24 protein-coding genes are annotated in these 19,319 nt (G+C 43.7%); 12 read left to right on the forward strand and 12 right to left on the reverse strand.

Annotated elements, in window-relative coordinates; all coding sequences use genetic code 11:
* Positions 1-3 precede the first annotated feature (3 nt).
* Genes AC3D28_RS14580 through AC3D28_RS14590 form a run of 3 tightly spaced genes read right to left on the reverse strand, consistent with a single transcriptional unit; the run spans position 4 to position 1,229 of the window.
* Positions 4-462: a DUF6691 family protein gene (locus tag AC3D28_RS14580; protein WP_488536482.1), complete on the reverse strand. Its 459-nt coding sequence runs from the start codon at positions 460-462 to the stop codon at positions 4-6.
* Between the two features lie 10 nt (positions 463-472).
* Positions 473-892: a YeeE/YedE family protein gene (locus AC3D28_RS14585; RefSeq protein WP_488536483.1), complete on the reverse strand. Its 420-nt coding sequence runs from the start codon at positions 890-892 to the stop codon at positions 473-475.
* A 28-nt stretch (positions 893-920) separates the two neighbouring features.
* Complete coding sequence (locus AC3D28_RS14590; RefSeq protein WP_098413954.1) at positions 921-1,229, reverse strand: ArsR/SmtB family transcription factor; 309 nt, start codon at positions 1,227-1,229, stop codon at positions 921-923.
* Between the two features lie 179 nt (positions 1,230-1,408).
* On the opposite strand from AC3D28_RS14590, the gene AC3D28_RS14595 reads away from it, so the two are divergent.
* The 4 genes from AC3D28_RS14595 (at position 1,409) to AC3D28_RS14610 (ending at position 5,148) form a co-directional block, all read left to right on the forward strand.
* Positions 1,409-1,594, forward strand: coding sequence for a YgaP family membrane protein (locus AC3D28_RS14595; RefSeq protein ID WP_098413953.1), 186 nt, complete (start codon positions 1,409-1,411; stop codon positions 1,592-1,594).
* A gap of 11 nt (positions 1,595-1,605) precedes the next feature.
* On the forward strand, positions 1,606-1,746 hold the full coding sequence (locus AC3D28_RS14600) for a hypothetical protein (RefSeq protein ID WP_488536484.1): 141 nt from the start codon (positions 1,606-1,608) through the stop codon (positions 1,744-1,746).
* 129 nt (positions 1,747-1,875) lie between these two features.
* Positions 1,876-3,579: an FAD-dependent oxidoreductase gene (locus tag AC3D28_RS14605; RefSeq protein ID WP_098413952.1), complete on the forward strand. Its 1,704-nt coding sequence runs from the start codon at positions 1,876-1,878 to the stop codon at positions 3,577-3,579.
* Between the two features lie 306 nt (positions 3,580-3,885).
* The gene (locus AC3D28_RS14610; protein ID WP_488536485.1) at positions 3,886-5,148 is read left to right on the forward strand and encodes a hydroxymethylglutaryl-CoA reductase; all 1,263 of its coding nucleotides are present in this window, start codon (positions 3,886-3,888) and stop codon (positions 5,146-5,148) included.
* Positions 5,149-5,290: 142 nt separating this feature from the next.
* Here AC3D28_RS14610 and AC3D28_RS14615 read toward each other — a convergent pair whose 3' ends face one another.
* Positions 5,291-6,385, reverse strand: a complete 1,095-nt coding sequence (locus AC3D28_RS14615) for a beta-ketoacyl-ACP synthase 3 (protein ID WP_488536486.1) — start codon at positions 6,383-6,385, stop codon at positions 5,291-5,293.
* 164 nt (positions 6,386-6,549) lie between these two features.
* Here AC3D28_RS14615 and trxC point away from each other — a divergent pair, with 164 nt between their 5' ends.
* Positions 6,550-6,984 (forward strand): thioredoxin TrxC, encoded by a 435-nt coding sequence (trxC, locus tag AC3D28_RS14620; RefSeq protein WP_488536487.1) that lies wholly within the window; start codon positions 6,550-6,552, stop codon positions 6,982-6,984.
* 173 nt (positions 6,985-7,157) lie between these two features.
* On the forward strand, positions 7,158-8,318 hold the full coding sequence (locus AC3D28_RS14625) for an MFS transporter (protein ID WP_488536488.1): 1,161 nt from the start codon (positions 7,158-7,160) through the stop codon (positions 8,316-8,318).
* Positions 8,319-8,372: 54 nt separating this feature from the next.
* On the opposite strand, the gene AC3D28_RS14630 is transcribed toward AC3D28_RS14625, so the two are convergent.
* Positions 8,373-8,762 (reverse strand): nitrous oxide-stimulated promoter family protein, encoded by a 390-nt coding sequence (locus AC3D28_RS14630; RefSeq protein ID WP_488536489.1) that lies wholly within the window; start codon positions 8,760-8,762, stop codon positions 8,373-8,375.
* A gap of 13 nt (positions 8,763-8,775) precedes the next feature.
* Complete coding sequence (locus AC3D28_RS14635) at positions 8,776-9,285, reverse strand: GNAT family N-acetyltransferase (protein ID WP_488536490.1); 510 nt, start codon at positions 9,283-9,285, stop codon at positions 8,776-8,778.
* A gap of 121 nt (positions 9,286-9,406) precedes the next feature.
* Between AC3D28_RS14635 and AC3D28_RS14640 the strand changes: the two genes are divergently transcribed.
* Both AC3D28_RS14640 and AC3D28_RS14645 read left to right on the forward strand, forming a co-directional pair.
* A complete protein-coding gene (locus AC3D28_RS14640; protein WP_488536491.1) occupies positions 9,407-9,598 on the forward strand; it encodes a DUF2986 domain-containing protein in 192 nt (63 codons plus the stop codon).
* A 247-nt stretch (positions 9,599-9,845) separates the two neighbouring features.
* Positions 9,846-11,177, forward strand: coding sequence for an anaerobic C4-dicarboxylate transporter (locus AC3D28_RS14645; RefSeq protein ID WP_488536492.1), 1,332 nt, complete (start codon positions 9,846-9,848; stop codon positions 11,175-11,177).
* 112 nt (positions 11,178-11,289) lie between these two features.
* Here AC3D28_RS14645 and AC3D28_RS14650 read toward each other — a convergent pair whose 3' ends face one another.
* Complete coding sequence (locus tag AC3D28_RS14650) at positions 11,290-11,778, reverse strand: LabA-like NYN domain-containing protein (RefSeq protein WP_488536493.1); 489 nt, start codon at positions 11,776-11,778, stop codon at positions 11,290-11,292.
* Between the two features lie 119 nt (positions 11,779-11,897).
* Here AC3D28_RS14650 and AC3D28_RS14655 point away from each other — a divergent pair, with 119 nt between their 5' ends.
* The 4 genes from AC3D28_RS14655 to cueR all read left to right on the forward strand — a co-directional run bounded on the left by AC3D28_RS14655 (position 11,898) and on the right by cueR (position 14,262).
* Positions 11,898-12,338: a DUF4174 domain-containing protein gene (locus AC3D28_RS14655; protein WP_488536494.1), complete on the forward strand. Its 441-nt coding sequence runs from the start codon at positions 11,898-11,900 to the stop codon at positions 12,336-12,338.
* 280 nt (positions 12,339-12,618) lie between these two features.
* A complete protein-coding gene (gene rnk, locus AC3D28_RS14660) occupies positions 12,619-13,026 on the forward strand; it encodes a nucleoside diphosphate kinase regulator (RefSeq protein WP_488536495.1) in 408 nt (135 codons plus the stop codon).
* A gap of 349 nt (positions 13,027-13,375) precedes the next feature.
* Complete coding sequence (locus AC3D28_RS14665; protein WP_098413939.1) at positions 13,376-13,624, forward strand: YgjV family protein; 249 nt, start codon at positions 13,376-13,378, stop codon at positions 13,622-13,624.
* A 251-nt stretch (positions 13,625-13,875) separates the two neighbouring features.
* Positions 13,876-14,262, forward strand: a complete 387-nt coding sequence (gene cueR, locus AC3D28_RS14670; RefSeq protein ID WP_098413938.1) for a Cu(I)-responsive transcriptional regulator — start codon at positions 13,876-13,878, stop codon at positions 14,260-14,262.
* Between the two features lie 61 nt (positions 14,263-14,323).
* On the opposite strand, the gene vctC is transcribed toward cueR, so the two are convergent.
* From vctC to AC3D28_RS14695, 5 genes are all read right to left on the reverse strand, one after another.
* A complete protein-coding gene (vctC, locus tag AC3D28_RS14675; RefSeq protein WP_488536496.1) occupies positions 14,324-15,079 on the reverse strand; it encodes an iron chelate ABC transporter ATP-binding protein VctC in 756 nt (251 codons plus the stop codon).
* A 2-nt stretch (positions 15,080-15,081) separates the two neighbouring features.
* Complete coding sequence (locus AC3D28_RS14680; RefSeq protein WP_488536497.1) at positions 15,082-16,032, reverse strand: iron chelate uptake ABC transporter family permease subunit; 951 nt, start codon at positions 16,030-16,032, stop codon at positions 15,082-15,084.
* Positions 16,025-16,960: an iron chelate uptake ABC transporter permease subunit VctD gene (gene vctD / locus AC3D28_RS14685; protein WP_488536498.1), complete on the reverse strand. Its 936-nt coding sequence runs from the start codon at positions 16,958-16,960 to the stop codon at positions 16,025-16,027. Before vctD ends, AC3D28_RS14680 begins: the two co-directional genes overlap by 8 nt.
* A gap of 22 nt (positions 16,961-16,982) precedes the next feature.
* Positions 16,983-17,891, reverse strand: a complete 909-nt coding sequence (locus AC3D28_RS14690; RefSeq protein WP_098413934.1) for a siderophore ABC transporter substrate-binding protein — start codon at positions 17,889-17,891, stop codon at positions 16,983-16,985.
* Positions 17,892-18,261: 370 nt separating this feature from the next.
* Entirely contained in the window at positions 18,262-19,278 is a 1,017-nt protein-coding gene (locus AC3D28_RS14695; RefSeq protein WP_098413933.1) for a substrate-binding domain-containing protein, read from the reverse strand.
* Positions 19,279-19,319 lie beyond the last annotated feature (41 nt).

The raw sequence follows: 19,319 nt of genomic DNA on the forward strand, positions 1-19,319 counted from the left end.
TGTTTACGCGTTTGCGGTTTTCATCTTCTTCGTATTTCGGTTGGTAATAACAGCTTTCGCGAACAGAGAGCCAACTAACATGGCGACGAAGAACACCACCATGCTCACGTTACCTAATGCTAAGCTTGCAACGGCAGGGCCAGGACAAATACCCGCTAAACCCCAGCCTAAACCAAAGATGGCCGCACCAGATAACAAACGTCCGTCGATGTTCTTATTGGTTGGTGTGCAAAACGCTTCACCACTAACTGATTGTTTTCTCGGCTTGATGATTAAAAAATAGCTTGGCATGAATACCGCAAGTGCGCCGCCCATCACAAAAGCTAAACTTGGATCCCAACTGCCAGAAATATCTAAAAATCCAATGACTTTAGCTGGGTCGATCATGCCGGACACTGCCATGCCCAACCCAAATAACACACCGCTCAAAAGAGCAGAAAAACGAAAAATAGTCTTGTTCATGGAATCTCTCTTAAACTAGGTGAAGTCGAACGAATACCGTTAGGCCAGCGACAGCCATAAATACGCAGGTCGCGACAATAGAACGCTTAGACAAACGACCCATGCCACAAATGCCATGTCCGCTAGTACATCCGTTACCCAGTCTGGTTCCGATTCCTACCAATAACCCCGCGGTAATCACCATCCCTAAAGAAAGGTTCGCGGTACTAGGAACCGCAATCCCCAACATCAGAACGCTAATCAAGCCACCAGCAATCATTCCTAGCGCAAAAAGCAATCGCCATGAATAATCGCCTTTTTTCGGTGACATAATGCCATTCATAATTCCACTGATTCCGGCAACTTTTCCGTTAATCAACAACAAAATAGTGGCGGAGATCCCTAATAAAATGCCACCAAACAACGATTCCCATGGAATAACGTTTAACATTATTTACCTCTAAAACCTTAGTTACGAATTACTGACAAAAAACGCTATGCAGCGCTTTGATTAATGACTCCACTCTCGGTTCTGACAGGGAGTAAAAAACTTGTTGAGACGATTTACGAGCACGAATGAGATTGTGTTTACGCAGTACGGTTAAGTGCTGTGAAAAAGCAGATTGACTTAGGAGTGAGTTCTTTTGCAATTCCCCAGCACCGACCTCTCCTTGCGTCAGTTGGCACAACACCATTAACCGTTCAGGATGCGCCATTACTTTTAGAAAATCCGCCGCTTCATTAGCATTGTCTTTCATTGTTACAATATCCACCTCTAAATCGCTCATGGCTCACCTCTACACTTAAAGCTAAATTAGATTTTACTAAACCAATAACTTTAGTCAATGCTAAATTAGAAATGTCAAAATTAAACATTCTAAACATTAGACTTTTCTAATTTAGTTATTTATAGTGATGAATATCAAAGGATGGCGTTCTCTGTTTGAGAGCAGTAAGGAGAAGAGTAATGACGTTAGAAAATGCAGTACGAGTTTTTGCTGGCACTATGGTTTTGATTTCGGTCTTACTCACGGTGTTCGTCCACAGTAATTTCATTTGGTTGACCGTGTTTATCGGTGTGAATCTGATTCAAAGTGCTTACACTGGAATCTGCCCAGCAGCGTACTTTTTCAAGAAGTTGGGGTTTAGATAATCTCGAGATTGTTGATCTTTAGCAATAACTCGCTTGTCGCGAAAGATCAACTCACCTTTAGACTTTACTGTGGTGTTATCGATGGCCGATCCGCAGTTGCTTGTCCTCGTCGTGTGATTGAAGACGCAGAAATCATCAAGTTTGAACGTTAAGTATATAGCAATACACCTCAAACAAAACTCATCGCACTGTTGCCTGTCTTAATAAGAGCAAACAATAACTCATTCGCTCTCGGAGTGTTTTATTGTTTGTTTTTACTCATGAAGTTGGAGTGTATAGATATGACTAAAATTCTTATTATCGGTGGCGTAGCCGGCGGTGCATCCGCAGCTGCGCGCGCACGTCGTTTAAGTGAAGATGCCGAAATTATCATGTTTGAACGTGGCCCGTTTGTTTCATTTGCTAACTGTGGCTTGCCTTACCACATCGGCGGCGATATCCAAGAGCGCAGTAAGTTACTACTACAAACGCCAGAAAGCTTTTTAGCACGCTTTAATGTTGATGTTCGTGTGATGAATGAAGTGGTTTCGATTGATCGTGAATCCAAAACCGTCACGGTTAAAAATCTGTTGGATCAGTCTGAATACGTAGAATCCTACGACTTCCTATTGCTTAGCCCCGGCGCAGGCCCTATTGTTCCGCCAATTCCAGGGCTCGATAACCCGCTCACCCACTCGCTACGTAACATTCCAGATATGGATCGCATCATCGAAACGATCCAAATGAACAAGCCGGAGCACGCTACGGTTGTAGGCGGCGGTTTTATTGGTTTAGAAATGATGGAAGCATTTCATCAGCTTGGCATTAAAACTTCTCTGATCGAAATGGCAGACCAAGTCATGACACCAGTAGATCGAGAAATGGCTGGTTTCGCTCACGCAGAAATTCGTGATAAAGGTGTTGACCTTAAGCTTGGCGTTGCACTTGAGTCAGTCGAATACGTACCAAATCATCACGTCGCAAGTTTTGATTCTGGCGAGAGTGAAAAACACCAACACCTAACAGGTGAATTAGAGTTAACCCTGAATAACGGTGACAAGCTCACCACCGATATTTTGATCATGGCGATCGGTGTACGCCCCGAAACAAAACTGGCACAAGAAACAGGCCTTAAAGTTGGTTCTCTAGGCGGTATTTATACTAACGAATACATGCAAACCAGTGATCCTTATATTTATGCGGTGGGCGATGCGGTTGAAGAAAAAGACTTTGTGACTGGTGAGCAAACGCTCGTGCCACTTGCAGGCCCAGCCAACCGTCAAGGTCGCATGGCGGCGGGTAATATGCTTGGTCGCCAAGAGACCTACCAAGGCACACAAGGTACGGCAATCTGTAAAATATTCGATTTAGCTGTAGCATCAACGGGGAAGAATGAGAAACAACTGAAACGTGACGATATTGAATACGAGAAAGTGTACGTACATACAGCAAGCCACGCGAGCTACTACCCAGGCGCTGAAGTCGTGTCATTTAAAATGTTGTTCGACCCAAAAACAGGCAAGATCTTAGGGGCGCAAGCGGTCGGCAAAGACGGCATCGACAAACGCATCGACGTAATGGCGGTTGCACAACGCGCAGGCATGACTGTTGAACAACTGCAACACCTCGAACTGACTTACGCGCCACCATATGGCAGTGCAAAAGATGTCATCAACCAAGCGGCATTTGTGGCGAATAACATCATCCAAGGTGACGCAAGAGCCATTCATTATGATCAAATGGACTCGCTAAATGACGAGCAAATTATTTTGGATGTGCGTAATCCAGATGAACGCGAAAATGGTAACTACCTCAAAGGTGACATCAATATTCCTATCGATGAGCTTCGCCATCGCATGAGCGAGCTACCAAAAGACAAAGAGATCGTCATTTACTGTCAGGTCGGTTTACGCGGTAACGTCGCTTACCGTCAGTTGGTCAATAATGGTTACAACGCTCGTAACTTGCTTGGTGGTTACCGCACCTACAAATTCGCCAAAGCGTAACCTTTACAATGCGTTAATCCGTTTAACGCCAGCAAACAAAAACGGCTGATAGCAACTATCAGCCGTTACAGCTTAGAATTGATCCACAAAACAGTCCGCGCTCGTCTTCCAACATTGGTTTGTCGCTCTGTTGGTTAGCATACTTCGACTTAATGATTTATTCGAGCGGCTAATGTCTGCAAATTAGCCAGTAGCATCCATCAAACATGGTCAACCAGTGGTATTTGTTGCAAAACGTATCATCAGCGTTGTAATCAAAGCCGCAATCACTACAATCTCTGATTCGATTTTTCAGTTAACGTTTGTATGCCGAAGTTAAACCACAATAACACCATCCAAAGCTCCGCCTTTTCCGATATTGAGGCCAGTGATAAGATTCAATCGGCGTTAGAACCGAAGTTTCACAAGCCAGAAAAGCGCCTCTGCTTGAGCCCTTCGCTATCGGACAAACATTTAGCGCGTCGCTGGCAAGTGTTAGAGGGAACGACAAACAAAGATCTTCTTCTCGATCCTTTTACTCAGTCACATTGCGCATCTTATTCTACTAATATTGAGCACTTTATCGGCACCGTAAATGTGCCGGTCGGTATCGCCGGCCCTTTGCGCGTTAACGGTTTATACGCAAATGGTGACTTTTTAATACCTCTTGCAACCACTGAAGCCGCATTAGTGGCCTCATACAATCGCGGTGCCAACTTGATCACTGCCGCTGGTGGTGCAAGTGCGTTATTACTCAGCGAAGGCGTGAGCCGAACACCGGTATTTGCCTTTAATAACCTTGCCGATGCGGGCCAATTTGTAGGTTGGGTTGTGACTCAGTTTGATGTCTTTCGTCAAATTGCGCACTCCACGACAGCGCACGGCAAGCTTAAAGACATCAACGTGAATATCGAAGGGAATCACGTCTATCTGGTTTTCGAGTACATTACGGGTGATGCTTCAGGTCAAAATATGGTGACTATAGCGACAAACGCGGTGTTCCATCATATTTTGGCGGCCAGCCCACTCAAACCTATTGAAGCATTCTTAGACGGAAATTTATCAGGCGACAAAAAGCCGAATGCGCATACGTTGCGTTCTGTTCGTGGTAAAAAAGTCTCTGCTGAAGTAACGATCCCCGCCGAGTTGATAGAGAAATATCTGCATACAACACCACAATCTATGGTGCAATTTGGCAAAATGACCACGGTTGGTGGCTTGCTCAGCGGTACTATTGGTGTCAATGCACATTATGCCAATGCCCTAGCGGCACTTTATATTGCTTGCGGGCAAGATGCAGCTTGCGTTGCAGAATCAGCCGTTGGCATCACACGTATGGATGTGAATGCTCAGGGAGATTTATATGCCTGCGTTACTCTACCTAATATTATGGTCGGAACGGTGGGTGGAGGAACTGGGCTGCCAACTCAAAAGGCATGTTTGGACATTTTAGGATTGTATGGAAATGGCAAAGCAAAAGCATTGGCTGAAGTAACCGCTGCACTTTGTCTTGCAGGTGAACTTTCTATTGTGGGGGCATTCTGCGCCGATCATTTTTCTCGTGCTCATCATAAACTCGCTCGAGGTTAATATAACAGCGCCATAGAGACGGCTAAACAATCGCAACCTTGTCGTGTCACATCTCTTAAATGGTATTGTAGGCTCATTCCACTTAGTCATTAAAAAGGGAGCTTCAAGGCTCCCTGCTCAATTTAGTCTTACCTTTATGGATTTAAGTGTCGTCGCGACGACGCTCGTTACATAATGTAATCGCGCGCTCAAGTAATTCCAATGCTGATTGTTCACATTCAGGTAATGTGGCCTCACTCTCAGCAACAGGCGTTACACGGTCACCCCACTTCAATACCGCTGCGCCCCATGTCAAACCAGCACCAAATGCCGCAAGTAACATGTTATCACCTGGATTTACTCGCCCTTGCTCTACCGCTTCACACAGTGCAATTGGTACAGTTGCGGCCGACGTGTTGCCGTAGTTTTGAATGTTGACAAACGCTTTCTCTTGCGGAATACCGGATAGATCACACAAAGCTTGAATAATGCGGATGTTCGCTTGGTGTGGTATCACCACATCAATTTGGTCTGTGGCTAACTGTGATGCTTTTAGTACCGTTTTCGCAGCAAGTCCCATGCCTTTTACCGCACGTTTAAAGATTTCTTGTCCTACAAAGTTGAAGTCCCAGTAACCGTTATCTTCGGCAAAACGATCCATACAAGTGCCAAACTTTGGTACAGACAGAATGTCGCGGCCTTTTGCGTCACAGCCAATTTGAGCTTGGAGTAGGCCCGTTTCTTTTTCCGTTCTTGAAAGCACAACCGCTCCAGCGCCATCCCCGAACAATACAGCGGTATCACGCATTGCCCAATCAATATAGAAAGAGAGTCTTTCTGCACCGATGATGAGCGCGTGGCGATAATTACCAGACTGAATCAAACGCGTGCCAGTTTCTAGGCCGTAAACAAAGCCAGTACATGCGGCATTTAGATCAAACGCAGCAACTGAACGAATGCCCAAGTTTTGCTGCACTTTCGATGCTATGTTTGGAATCAGTGAATCCGGAGAACATGTCGCAACGATGATGAGATCAATCTCGCCAGCTTCTACGCCTGAGCGCGCCAGTGCGTGTTGTGCCGCGACGGTTGCCATATCCGAAGTATTTACATGGCTGATGCGGCGATTTTCAATACCTGTACGCGTACGAATCCACTCGTCTGAAGTATCAAGGAAAGTACTAAGATCATCGTTAGAGAGCACGGCTGGCGGAACACATTTCCCCCAACCTGTAATTTCAGCATAGTAATTTGTCATCACAGACCTATTTATTGTTGTATTTTAATGAAATTTCTTAGAACCTTAGGCTCAAATATAAACCTGCTATGTGTTATTTCGGCAGGTTAAAAAAATCAGTATACAAATAATGAGGCTGACTGGTAAGTCATGTTTCATTAAGTTGTCATAAAGAGGAAGAAGCCATGTCATCGTTTAAAACTCGTTGTCCGTCTTGTGGCGGTTTAAACCGTGTCCCTAATGAACGCGTTGCAGAGCCTGCAACTTGCGGCAAATGCAAAAGTGCGCTTTTGGATGGTACACCTATCGAGGGAACACAAAATAACTTTTCTGCTCTATTACAAAGTGATATGCCCGTTGTCGTCGATTTCTGGGCCCCTTGGTGTAACCCATGCATTGGTTTTGCCCCAGTTTTCTCTGATGTCGCGCAAGAGCAAGCAGGTACGGTTCGTTTTGTTAAGATTGATACTGAAGCGCAACAAGAACTTGCCGCACAATTTGGTATTCGAAGCATCCCGACCATTATGGTTTTTAAGAACGGTCAACGTGTTGATATGATCAATGGTGCGCTGCCTAAAAATCAATTTAATCAATGGTTAAATCAAGCGCTTAATAAGTAACTGACTACGCCAGCCGCTTTTTCGACTGGCGTTTTATGCATCGCCTACCCTATAAAATTAATAAATAATATTTGTCGAAACGACTTAAATTATTCATTTTACTTACCCGATCATTAGCCTAATATTCGCGCCGATTAACTCTCAGATTTAACTTAACTTATAGGCGCAAAACAGTGGAAAATACAGTCGTTCCTGCAGCATCACCACGAGTTACAGTTCCAGTCGTCGCACTGTCTCTTTATGCGGTGGCTTCGGGCTATTTAATGAGCTTGATCCCTCTCATGCTTAGTGAATACAACATCTCGGCTGATTATGCGAGTTGGTTGGCGAGTGTATTTTATGGCGGTCTCTTGACTGGTGCGATGTTTATCGAACGCATCGTTCGTCAGGTGGGTCACCGTAAAGCGTTTATTGGCTGCTTAGCCGCACTATCGCTAACGATTATGACGCTACCAGTTTTTGCTAATGCTCTGGTATGGCTTGTTGCGCGTTTTATCGCGGGTGTCGCCGTTGCGGGGGTTTTTGTCATCGTAGAGTCTTGGCTAATGGCCGGTGACGAAGCATCACGCGCGAAACGCTTGAGCTTATATATGCTATCACTGTACGGTGGTTCTGCAATGGGCCAATTTGGCATTGGTGTGCTTGGCGTAAATGGCGGTGTTCCATTTATTGCGATCACAACATTGATCTTAATGGCCATGTTGGTACTGATGTTCATTGATTGTGAGCAACCAAACAGTCATGAATCAACGCCATTGTCGTTTAAACAAATTGCCAAGCTAAACCATGCTGCAATTATTGGTTGTGTCGTTTCTGGCTTAACCTTAGGTGCGATCTACGGCCTTATGCCAGTTGAACTGACTAACCGTAAAATCAATAACCAAGATATTGGCACATTAATGGCGTTGGTCATCTTAGGTGGCATGTTGGTTCAACCAGTGGTCACCACATTAAACAAATACATGAGTCGCACAGTGCTTATGCTGCTCTTCTGTATTTTGGGTATTTTTTCAATCGGATTGACTTTTATTTCATCGTCAGCCGTTGTGTTGGCTGCTGCACTTTTCTTTTTAGGCGCAGCAACATTTGCGTTGTACCCTATTGCAATTAACCTTGGTTGTGAAGGGCTTGATGAGCGCTTTATTGTGTCGGCAACCCAAGTGATGCTATTTAGTTACAGCATTGGTTCCGTGGTTGGTCCGGTAGTGGCGGATAAGTTCATGGGGCAAGAGCATGGCTTGTTGGGCTACTTGTTTGCTGCCTTAGTGGCGACTGGTGTATACATGTTGCTCGTCGCAAGCAAAAGTAAACAGCACATGGCGGCAGGTCTATAATAGACATTAACATTGCCATTGAATAAGAAGCGAGGGCCTGATGCCCTCGCTTTTTTATTTCTCTTTTTTACCTTTGGATAAACGTCGATGACGGTTTGATACATTCGCGGCAGGTTTCTCCGGCACCGCCCGTTTTTCGTGGAGCAAATGTCGAATCGCCAAAATGGGATGTTTAAGCAACATTCTCGGCCCCGAATAACGCATCACCAAACGCATTTGCTCTTTTGGCTCTGGCTTATAGCAATGAATTGGACACTGATTGCACGTAGGTTTGTCCTCGCCATAAGGGCAACGATCAAGCCGGACTTCTGCGTAGTCCAATAGCTCACGACATTCGACACACAATTCGCCCTGGGTACCATGGTGATGGTGACAGTAAACCTCAACCATTGCCTTCACGGTTTTAAATTCTGTCGCGAGTTTGCCTCGTAAAATATCACTCATGGTTTATCCGAAGTCACAATTTGGTTATGTAGAGTTCTAGCGTGCGACCATTATCGTACTGCTGCTCTACGCGTTCAAACTCAAAACCCAGTTTTTTGAGCAAACTGATACTACGACTATTATCATTATTCGTAATGGCGACCAGCTTTTCGAGTTGCATTTCCTCTTTGGCGTGCGTTAACGTGGCTTGGGCAGCCTCTATTCCAAAGCCTTGCCCATACGCCGATGGAAGAAAACCATACCCAAGATCATAATCATTTAATGTATCACGCTTTACTAAGCCACAAATGCCGATTGGGCGGCCATTGTCTTGCGTTTCAACCACCAACAAGCTGACCCCTTTTAGTTCTTGCATTCGCAGCATGTTTTGTTGGATGTAACGGGCGGCCTCGTCAGTGGTACGGATTTGTTTATCACCGACAAAACGATAAAAGTCTGGGTGGTTGTAGAGTTCCAATATGAACGGCGCGTCATCGACACTCACAAGACGTAATTTCAGACGTTCGGTGATCAGTGTTTTCATATAAACTCCAGTAATACTCTAAAAAAGAGGTCTATTGTTGTTGGCATACGCTAGGGCGTATTTAGTTGTAACTTGGTAAAAAAATCACTATGCTGCCTCGCTAAATTAAAGGACCACCACCATGAACCGCAAGAAGAAAATCAATCAAATCTTAAAAGCAAAGCAGAAACAACATAACGCGAAGCTACATAAGAGTAATAAGCCACGCTACATTTCCAAAGCTGAGCGTGCAAAGATGGAAGCTGAAGAGCAGCAGAACCAATCATCGACGTCATCAGAAGGCACGGTTGATTCGGGCGTAAATCAAGATTAAAAGCAACAAACCGTGGTATATCGTCGCATTGACAAGCGATGCATTCGTAAAAAGACACAGCATGAAAACACCTTGATAAAACCACGTTAACAGTTCCTTGCTGTAGCGTGAGTTATTACCAATTATTCGACATTGCTGGTTCTTATCTAATGGAATGTGAACAACATGGGGTATTTTCTTCTGAATATCAGGACAATGTGATTAGTAATTGGCTATATAGCCCTTTGTTTTGAGTAAGGAAATCCACATGTTGTATCTTGAGTTTCTATTTTTACTTGTGATGCTGTATATCGGCTCACGTTATGGGGGCATAGGCCTCGGGGTCGTATCTGGTATCGGTCTCGTTGTCGAAGTATTCATCTTTAAGATGCCGCCAACTTCTCCTCCTGTCACCGTGATGTTAATCATTTTGGCGGTCGTAACCTGTGCATCGATCCTTGAAGCCGCAGGTGGTTTAAAATACATGCTGCAAGTCGCAGAACGTGTGTTACGTAAGAATCCGAAGCGAGTGACACTCATTGCACCATTTGTGACTTACTTCATGACGTTTCTTCTTGGTACGGGTCATGCGGTTTATTCCATCATGCCAATCATTGGCGACGTCGCACTGAAAAACGGGATTCGACCAGAACGCCCAATGGCTGCAGCATCCGTGGCATCTCAAATCGCTATTACCGCTTCTCCTATTTCTGCTGCCGTCGTTTACTACCTTGCTCAGTTGTCTCACATCCAACATGAAATCACACTGCTTTCTATTCTTCTTGTAACCGTTCCAGCAACGCTGTTTGGTACATTATTGATGTCACTTTACAGCTTAAAACGCGGTAAAGAATTGGAAGACGACGAACAATATCAAGCACGCTTAAAAGATCCGATATGGCGCGAGAAGATCTTAAACACAACCGCAACGTCACTTGACGAAGTGCTACCAATAAGTGCTCGCAACTCAGTACTGCTGTTCATCCTCTCGATTTTAGTGATTGTCGTTATCGCGATGTGGCCAGAAATACGCACTATTGTTGATGGCTCTAAGCCAATCAGCATGGCCGTTGTGATCCAAATGATGATGCTCTGCTTCGGTGGTATTATCCTTCTTGCGACAAAAACAGATCCTCGTAACGTACCAAATGGGGTGGTATTCAAATCTGGTATGGTGGCGGCAATCGCAATCTTCGGTATCGCTTGGATGTCAGACACTTACTTCCAATACGCAATGCCGCAGTTTAAATCTGGCATCGTCGATATGGTCACGAATTACCCGTGGACGTTTGCACTTGCATTATTCATCGTATCGGTAGTTGTAAACTCTCAAGCAGCAACGGCACGCATGATGTTGCCTGTTGGTTTAGGCCTGGGACTTGACCCTGCTCTGCTTATCGGCTTAATGCCAGCAGTGTACGGTTACTTCTTTATTCCCAACTACCCTTCCGATATCGCAACAGTGAACTTCGATTCATCGGGTACAACAAAGATTGGCAAATGGTACTTTAACCACTCATTCATGGCCGTCGGTTTGATAGGTGTGATTGGGGCGTGTTGTTTAGGTTACGTCTTAGGACAGATCATCATTCCTGCATAGATAACCGTTAAGGTGAGTTTAAAAGGCGAGTCATTGTACGTTTACGTACTGCCTGAAGTGACTCGCCTTTTTCTTTGCTTGCTAGAGCTGTTCTTAAATTAACCGATAGAGTCTACAGCAGAAAATCTTCATCAATGGCAACAAAGTGATCGGCACAATCAACCAGCGTTTGCGAAGTTAGCTTTGGCACGCCATACACTGTCACTTTCTTGTTATAGCGTTGCTGAATACGCTCCACAAGCAAGCTAAAATCCCCATCGCCAGAGACTAAAATCACACTATCCACGTCCGGAGCTATCTCAATCGCATCTAAGGTGATACCGACGTCCCAGTCGCCTTTCGCACTGCCATCTCGGCGCTGAATGTAAGGTTTGAGCATCACTTCAAAGCCCACCCCTCGTAAAATATGATGAAACTGACGCTGTTTTGGGTCATTGCTGGCAATAGCATAGGCTTTCGCGCTAACGACCTCTCTGTCTTGTGTCGCGACGTACCAAAACTGGTTGTAATCAAAGTGGCGGCGGTAGGCTTCACGACAGGTGTAATACACATTCTGCACATCAACCAAAATCGCGATCTTTTGTTTGCTTTCCGAATTCATCTATTTATACGTTTGATTTATTTGCTGCCTACCCTAAGCCAGTTTTGGGAAAAGCACAATGAGCCAATTCCACTAAACTTAACGTATAAATGCTTACTTGCGTTTCTAGGAGAGCGGTCATGAGTGGGAAGTTATTAGTGATACTACTTTGTGGTATCTTGTCATCGACTGTATTTGGCTACCCTGCCAACTCAAAATATTGGCCACACCGAAGTGTTCTCTACTTTGCGCCAGAAAATGACGAGCATGTTAAGCAATTCTTATTAGAAACACTGATGAATGAATGTCAGCTCATCGATCGTGATATTGTCACCTTAGTGATCACAGAAGATGGGTATACATCCCCCGCTTGGTTGAAAGAAGAGTTTGATTTATCAACGCTTGCAAAAATTTATCGCGTAAAAGAGGGGGCTCATACCGCTATTTTGCTTGGTAAAGATGGCCAAGAAAAATACCGCTGGGGCGCAGAAACAGATTGGCAGTTCATTAACCAATTAATAGACCAAATGCCGATGCGCAAGCAAGAAATGCAAAGGCAACGTAACCCTTGCAAAATATAATCCCCTTTCAGATCATCCTGTGCTGTTGTTTACTAATGGGACGAAACACAGTGACCATCCACACCAAGTTGAATACATTACGAGTTAGATACAGCGGCAGGAAAATTTTAAAGAAATCAAACTTCACAATAAAAATCTTTTGCTGGCTTAGCGATTGTATAAAGACTAGAATCAGATATAGCTCATATGGAATAAACTCCATATGTTTGATAACGTAATTGACATACATATAGAGCGCCGTCCCATTTTGTGTGGCGGCCTTTTCTTTGGGAGTCATCAAATGTCAAAAAACAATTCTATCTACATTTCAAGTTTAGATATGAATAGAATCACAGCCCTACTGGATAAGATGCCAAACATCGCTGCAGAGCTTGTTGATCTAGAAGCAGAACTCGACCGCGCAACCGTTCTGGAACCAGAACAAATGCCAGATAACGTGGTAACAATGAATTCGACAGTGGAATTTAAATTCTCTGGCGAAGATAAAACCATGACCAAAACCTTAGTTTATCCATCAGAGCTAAAAAGTAGTGATGATATTTCTATTTTTGCTCCTGTAGGTAGTGCCTTGATTGGTTTATCTGTCGGTCAAAAACTGGAGTGGCCAATGCCAAATAATAAAGTGAGAACAATTGAAATTGTCAACATCACTTACCAACCTGAGCGTTGTGGTGCACTAAACCGTTAACCTCAGTAGTCCCGGTGCAAAGGCCGCCTTTCTGACTTTGCACCAGGAGCGCTTCCCTCCTTAGGTCCCGACTCGCTTTTCCCTTTTTAGCGGTGTTTCATCTATTGTTGTTATCATTATTATCAATCAACATAATAAGTAAAATTATCAGTAATTCCCGCCCTAAACGTTTGCGTAATCGCTAACCTTCTCTTAACCTTGATCTGAGGCTTTTATCACGGTTTTTCCATTGATATAGTGCACCCATACAACAAAAATAAGACCATTCGAGGCATGGAGCTTCCTCATTAATCTCAAGATGAGAAGAATTGGTACCGACAGAATTCGGCAGATTTAAGAGGGTCAAAAAATGGACATGAATATGGTTGAGATTTTAGGATATGCTGCTTCAATCATGGTCGCTATTTCGCTAACTATGAAAGATATTGTTAAGCTTCGCATCATTAACTTTATTGGCTGCGCACTATTTACCGCTTACGGGATTTTGATTGATTCATGGCCTGTAGTGTTAACGAACGGCTTTATTGCATGCGTTAACGTATATTTCCTTGTTAAAATGCAACAGGAAAAAAAAAGTCTAGAACCTAAGAAAGCTTAATAGCATTCAAATTCAAAAAGCCCGAAAGTCATGAAACTACGGGCTTTTTTGTTTTTATTAAATAAATTTTTAATACCAAGTTTTAATTATCGCCAAGCGCGATAATTCAATGTTAAGAAATAAGGTAACAATACTTTAGAACAAGGCAAAAAACTTTCGATACGTCGAGATTCTGCAATCTTAAGGTTATTTGGGTATATCTCATCCACAACAAAGGTATATAATCGCCTTAAACGTTCTGGAGGTTAAACATGAATATTGGTGCTGTCGCTAAGCTAACCGAGCTTTCATCTAAGTCGATTCGATTGTATGAAGATAAAGGGATCATTTCTCCACCTGCGCGCAGTGACTCTGGCTATCGAGAGTACTCAAATAATCATATTCAAGAACTTAACTTAGTCTCACGAGCAAAAAATGCTGGATTTTCGCTGCAAGAATGCAAAGAATTTGTACAGCTTGCCCATAACCCGAACCGCAAGAGCAGCGAAGTCAAAGCGCGAACAATGGATAAGCTGAAAGAAGTCGAAGAAAAAATCGCGCATCTAACCGAAATAAAAAGACAACTTGAAGGTTGGGTGTCTGCATGCCCAGGTGATGCGGAAAGCCGCTGTCCAATCATAGACGAGCTGACTAAATAAGCTCGTCTAACTCGCATTAGCGGACTCTTACGGCTAATGCGTATCAATAATCGATTATTTATTAATGGTAGGTACACATACGTTTACCGTTTACCTCAATGATATTGAACGGCGTTTCGTAGATATCTTCTAGCGTCGTCGCCTGAATCACCTTTTCCACCACACCACTGGCCACCACTTTCCCTTGTTTGAGCGCTAAAATGGTATCAGAATAACACGCGGCAAAGTTGATATCGTGAATCACAACCACCATGGCTTTATTCATATCATGAGCAAGCCTTTGTACGATTTTCATAATTTGTAGCGAGTGCTTAATGTCTAGGTTGTTGAGCGGCTCATCCAGAAAGACATAGTCCGTGTCTTGGGCAATAACCATAGCAATAAACGCCAACTGACGCTGCCCACCACTCAACTCATCTAAATATTTGTCTTGGATATCTTGTAGATCCAAATAATCGATAGCTTGTGCGATAACGGCGTCGTCTTCTTTGGTTAGATTGCCTTTTGAATAAGGAAAACGACCAAATGAAACCAACTCTTGCACCGTGAACCTCATCGTGATCGAGTTAGCTTGGCGAAGTACCGCCAACTTTTTTGCTAACTCTTTGGTATTCCATTCCGCAATTTCTTTACCGTCAATCATCACGCTACCACCATCTCGATCTGTTAATCGAGATGCCATGGAGAGCAACGTACTTTTCCCAGCACCATTCGGACCAATGATGGATGTCACTTTGCCTTTTTCAAACTGCGTATTGGCTTCATCAACAACTCGGTTAAAGCCAAACGCCTTGGTTAATTTATCTATGACTATCATATTTATACGACTTTATTTTTCAGCAGCAGATACAAAAAGTACACACCGCCCAGAAAGTTAATCACAACGCTTAAGGTGGTCTCAAAGCTGAATATATTCTCGATTATCCATTGCCCTGCTAACAACGAGCCAATAGATAACAACGAACACCCCACCAGTAAGGTTTTGTGTTGGTAACTACGGAATAGTTCGCGACTCAAGTTCGTCACGAGTAAACCAAAGAACATGATCGGGCCAACAAGTGCCGTTGAAATCGCGATCAATACTGCTGACACCATAAACGCATTTCGCGTCACTTTAGGTACATCGACGCCTAGGCTTTTCGCGTTATCTTGATCGAGCCAAAATACATCCAAGGTGCGATGCATTCTAAATAACAACCAAGATGCAAACATCAAAATCGGTGCGCTTAAATAAACAAGGTTCACCTTCACATTATTGAAGCTGGCATACAATTTCGATTGAACAAACGCAAATGTGTTCGGATCCATCAACAATGAGAAAAATGACGCAACATTGGAAAAGAGCTGACCAAAGATCAACCCCACCAGTAACAACGTGATCAGGTTGCGACTGCCTTTGGAAAAATAAAACCCAAATAATAACAATGAGAACGACACCATCACTAACACAGCCACAGTGAAGTTAACGTAGAGGTTGAGAGCCAATGTGCTTAAGCCACCAAAAAGCAAAACAATCAAAATTTGGGTTAACACATATAACGCATCAAATCCCATGATACTTGGTGTTAAGATCCGGTTATGCGTGATGGTCTGAAACACCAATGAAGATTGTGCAATTGCCACACCAGCCAACATCATCGCAAGAACTTTCGGCACTCGTCGTGATAGAAAGTACTGGTAGTTGTCAGCCGTCAACCCTAAACCAATAAACAAAAATGCGAAGATAACGGCGACGCTGCCAAGCACCATGAGTTTCGTTGAGTCACGCATGCTGCTTACCTCGCAGCAACATCATAATAAATACCACCCCACCTAACATACTGATCACAATAGAGATCGGCATTTCGTGAGGAAAAATTATCAAACGACTAATTAAGTCACAACCTAACACCAAAATGGCACCAAACATGGCGGTTAACGGAATGTTGTTCTTAAGGTTATCGCCGTAAAAATGACTCACGATATTTGGCACAATGAGGCCAAGAAATGGCAATTGACCCACAATCATGACGACACTCGCAGACATCATCGAAACCAACAGCACACCAATAGTCACAACTTGCTGATAGTTAAGTCCTAAGTTCACAGCAAAATCTTTTCCAATGCCTACCGCCGAGATTCTTGCCGCAAATAGATAACTGAGCACCGCCATTGGCACAGCAATATAAAGCAGCTCAAAATCACCACGTAAAATATTGGCGAAATTGGCCACCGTCCATGCACTTAAGCTTTGCAGTGCATCATATTTGTAGGCAATGAATGTCGTCATAGAACCAATGACGTTGCCAAAAATGATCCCGACAAGCGGAACAAATATGACACTCTTGAATTGAATACGTTGAATGAAATGAATAAACGTCAACGTTCCAAGTATCGATACACCAAAGACCAGCCAAAGATGGTTTCCATTACCAAAAAAGACAACGCTCAGTACATACCCCAACATGGCACATTCAATTGTGCCAGTGGTTGATGGAGCGGCGAATCGGTTTTGACTGATTTGCTGCATTACAAGGCCAGCGATGCTTAGCCCAGCTCCAGCCAGCAAAATGGCGAACAAGCGTGGTATACGACTGGTAAAGAAAAGTTCCAGTGCTTTTGCATCGCCAGTGAATAATTGCTGAGGCGTCATATTTGCCACCCCAACAAATAAAGATACGATGCTTAAAACCACAAGGGTTAGCAATAACTTTTTCAAAGTTAACCTCTGCTATCTTGGGTTACAGTTCAACGGTTTGCTTAATCTCGCTCACCATTTTTTCGGTCGCGGTCACCCCTGACATTGCCAGATACCACGCATCCACATCTAAGTATTTGATTTTTTGATTCTTATACGCTGTTGTCGCTTTGACCAAATCGTTGTTCATTGACTTACGTACATCAAGGCCAGGTGTCGACGTCAGTGAGTTACGGTCAATCACCAGAATACTTTTCGGGTCAGCCTCACGGATAAATTCATAAGAAATAACGTCACCATGCGTACCCGTCTTAATGTTTTTAACCGTCTCGATAAAACCGAAATCCTTATAAATCACACCAAATCGGGACTGTGCCCCAAACGTACTGATGTTGTCACCAATACTTAAAATTGTCAGCGCATCATTATTGTTTGATTGGTTATAATCACGAATCGCTTTAAACTGGACATCAAGCGATTCAATTTTTTGTTCAACTTTGTCTTCAATATCAAAGATCTTACCGATGTTCCGCCATTGAGCTTGAGTACCTTCCCAGTAACCTTGATCTTTTTCCGCAGCAAAAACAACCGTTGGTGCAATCTCGCTCAGTTCTTCATATTTTGCAGAGCCGCGCGGGCCCACCAAAATCAAATCGGGCTTTTGCGTGTAGATCGTTTCGAAGTCTGGTTCAGACAAACTGCCTGCGGAGGTATAGTTGTCTTTACTGTATTTCGAGAGATAACTGGGCAGGTGAGAAGCATTCGATACCGCAACAGGGTCAATACCAAAACTGTTTAGAGCATCCAAAGGACCAAAACCGATCACCACCACACGCTTTGGCGATTGCTCTAACTCTGTCTTGCCCATGTAATGGTCAATAACAACATTAGCAGCGAAGGCAGGTGACACAGTAAACAGCGACAAAAGAGCCGTACTGACGAGCTTTTTCATTTTTATAATCCTTAATGAGTTCTATTATCATGCGCGTTCTCAATATAGCGCTACTCTTTAAAGCATTCAATAAAATTTAACCGCCTTTACATTGATTACATTTCTTTTGCCTCTATCCATATCAATGAGTTATGAAAGACCTCTGCTAAAGTTCTGCAAGTATCAACCAAACGAACGTATTCATTAAAGAGTTAGAGGGGGAAACCTTTACGCCATTATGAATGACATACTACAAACCAATGGCTGATAATGGCCACAAAGCGATCTCGGGGGGGACGGGAGCGGACGAACTTAACGTAATGCTTTGATAGTAAGAATTGATAATGTAATGAGAGATGTATCTTTACATTTTGTTATTGAATATCACTGATTAAGTGCTTGAGTTTACTAGCTTGACACTCTTGCGTTCCACTAATGTCGGTTCCAGTTGCACGACTTGTGCATCGGTCGATTTATCGTCCAACTTTCGAACTAACGTTTCGACAGCGGCTTGCCCAAGGCGATATTTAGGTTGGTGAATGGTGGTTAATGACGGCGACATAAACTTAGCAATATGAATATCATCATAACCGATGATTGATAACTGTTCAGGCACTTTAATACCCAGTTCGTTAGCGGCGTTGATCACGCCCATTGCCATCATGTCATTCGAGACAAAAATAGAGCTCGGTAACGCCCCTCGCTGCACCATTTTCTTGAATGCCTGATACCCTCCCTCACATTCAAAATCAGCTTCGATGATCCAATCCGCACTAAACTCCAAGCCCGCTTCTATCATGGCGCGCTTGTAGCCTTCGTATCGCATCTGAGCTTGATGTTTAATCAGTGGTCCTGTGATACAACCGATTTCTTTATGACCGCAATCAATTAAGTACTTAGCTGCTAAATAGCCACCACGTAAGGAGTTATCTTGAATCTTATCACTGGTGAACAGCATTGGGCCCCAATCCATGACCACCACAGGAATGTCTGGGTAGCGCTCAAATACCTCAATGCGCTCCCCTTCTAAAGATGAACACATCAAGATCAAACCATCGACGCGCTTTTGCAATAACGTATTAATCGATTGACGCATTCGTTGGTTATCGCCTTCGGTGTTACACAGGATCAGACTGTAACCCTTGTGGTAACAACTGCGTTCAACGCCTTTTACCACTTCACCAAAAAATGGGTTAGTAGAGGTGGTTACTAACATACCAATGGTTTTGGTTCGGTTCACTTTAAGGCTGCGCGCCAAAGCAGATGGTGCGTAGTAGTGGAGTTCTTTTGCTGCGTTATTTACGCGTTCAGAGATCTCTTCGCTCACAAAACGGGTCTTGTTAATAACATGGCTCACTGTTGAAGTAGAAACCCCTGCCAGTTTTGCGATGTCTTTCATCGTCGCCATGTTATTACTCCTATTTTGGCTCGGCTTTTTTCGGCTGATTC

This window comes from Vibrio sp. TAP-3B, from assembly GCF_057784735.1.

Excerpts from the sequence above, each read along its gene's own strand:
- AC3D28_RS14580 (WP_488536482.1), bottom strand. The coding sequence starts at position 462 with ATGAACAAGACTATTTTTCGTTTTTCTGCTCTTTTGAGCGGTGTGTTA.
- AC3D28_RS14585 (WP_488536483.1), bottom strand. The coding sequence starts at position 892 with ATGTTAAACGTTATTCCATGGGAATCGTTGTTTGGTGGCATTTTATTA.
- AC3D28_RS14590 (WP_098413954.1), bottom strand. The coding sequence starts at position 1,229 with ATGAGCGATTTAGAGGTGGATATTGTAACAATGAAAGACAATGCTAAT.
- AC3D28_RS14595 (WP_098413953.1), top strand. The coding sequence starts at position 1,409 with ATGACGTTAGAAAATGCAGTACGAGTTTTTGCTGGCACTATGGTTTTG.
- AC3D28_RS14605 (WP_098413952.1), top strand. The coding sequence starts at position 1,876 with ATGACTAAAATTCTTATTATCGGTGGCGTAGCCGGCGGTGCATCCGCA.
- AC3D28_RS14610 (WP_488536485.1), top strand. The coding sequence starts at position 3,886 with ATGCCGAAGTTAAACCACAATAACACCATCCAAAGCTCCGCCTTTTCC.
- AC3D28_RS14615 (WP_488536486.1), bottom strand. The coding sequence starts at position 6,385 with ATGACAAATTACTATGCTGAAATTACAGGTTGGGGGAAATGTGTTCCG.
- trxC (WP_488536487.1), top strand. The coding sequence starts at position 6,550 with ATGTCATCGTTTAAAACTCGTTGTCCGTCTTGTGGCGGTTTAAACCGT.
- AC3D28_RS14630 (WP_488536489.1), bottom strand. The coding sequence starts at position 8,762 with ATGAGTGATATTTTACGAGGCAAACTCGCGACAGAATTTAAAACCGTG.
- AC3D28_RS14635 (WP_488536490.1), bottom strand. The coding sequence starts at position 9,285 with ATGAAAACACTGATCACCGAACGTCTGAAATTACGTCTTGTGAGTGTC.
- AC3D28_RS14640 (WP_488536491.1), top strand. The coding sequence starts at position 9,407 with ATGAACCGCAAGAAGAAAATCAATCAAATCTTAAAAGCAAAGCAGAAA.
- AC3D28_RS14645 (WP_488536492.1), top strand. The coding sequence starts at position 9,846 with ATGTTGTATCTTGAGTTTCTATTTTTACTTGTGATGCTGTATATCGGC.
- AC3D28_RS14650 (WP_488536493.1), bottom strand. The coding sequence starts at position 11,778 with ATGAATTCGGAAAGCAAACAAAAGATCGCGATTTTGGTTGATGTGCAG.
- AC3D28_RS14655 (WP_488536494.1), top strand. The coding sequence starts at position 11,898 with ATGAGTGGGAAGTTATTAGTGATACTACTTTGTGGTATCTTGTCATCG.
- rnk (WP_488536495.1), top strand. The coding sequence starts at position 12,619 with ATGTCAAAAAACAATTCTATCTACATTTCAAGTTTAGATATGAATAGA.
- AC3D28_RS14665 (WP_098413939.1), top strand. The coding sequence starts at position 13,376 with ATGGACATGAATATGGTTGAGATTTTAGGATATGCTGCTTCAATCATG.
- cueR (WP_098413938.1), top strand. The coding sequence starts at position 13,876 with ATGAATATTGGTGCTGTCGCTAAGCTAACCGAGCTTTCATCTAAGTCG.
- vctC (WP_488536496.1), bottom strand. The coding sequence starts at position 15,079 with ATGATAGTCATAGATAAATTAACCAAGGCGTTTGGCTTTAACCGAGTT.
- AC3D28_RS14680 (WP_488536497.1), bottom strand. The coding sequence starts at position 16,032 with ATGCGTGACTCAACGAAACTCATGGTGCTTGGCAGCGTCGCCGTTATC.
- AC3D28_RS14690 (WP_098413934.1), bottom strand. The coding sequence starts at position 17,891 with ATGAAAAAGCTCGTCAGTACGGCTCTTTTGTCGCTGTTTACTGTGTCA.
- AC3D28_RS14695 (WP_098413933.1), bottom strand. The coding sequence starts at position 19,278 with ATGGCGACGATGAAAGACATCGCAAAACTGGCAGGGGTTTCTACTTCA.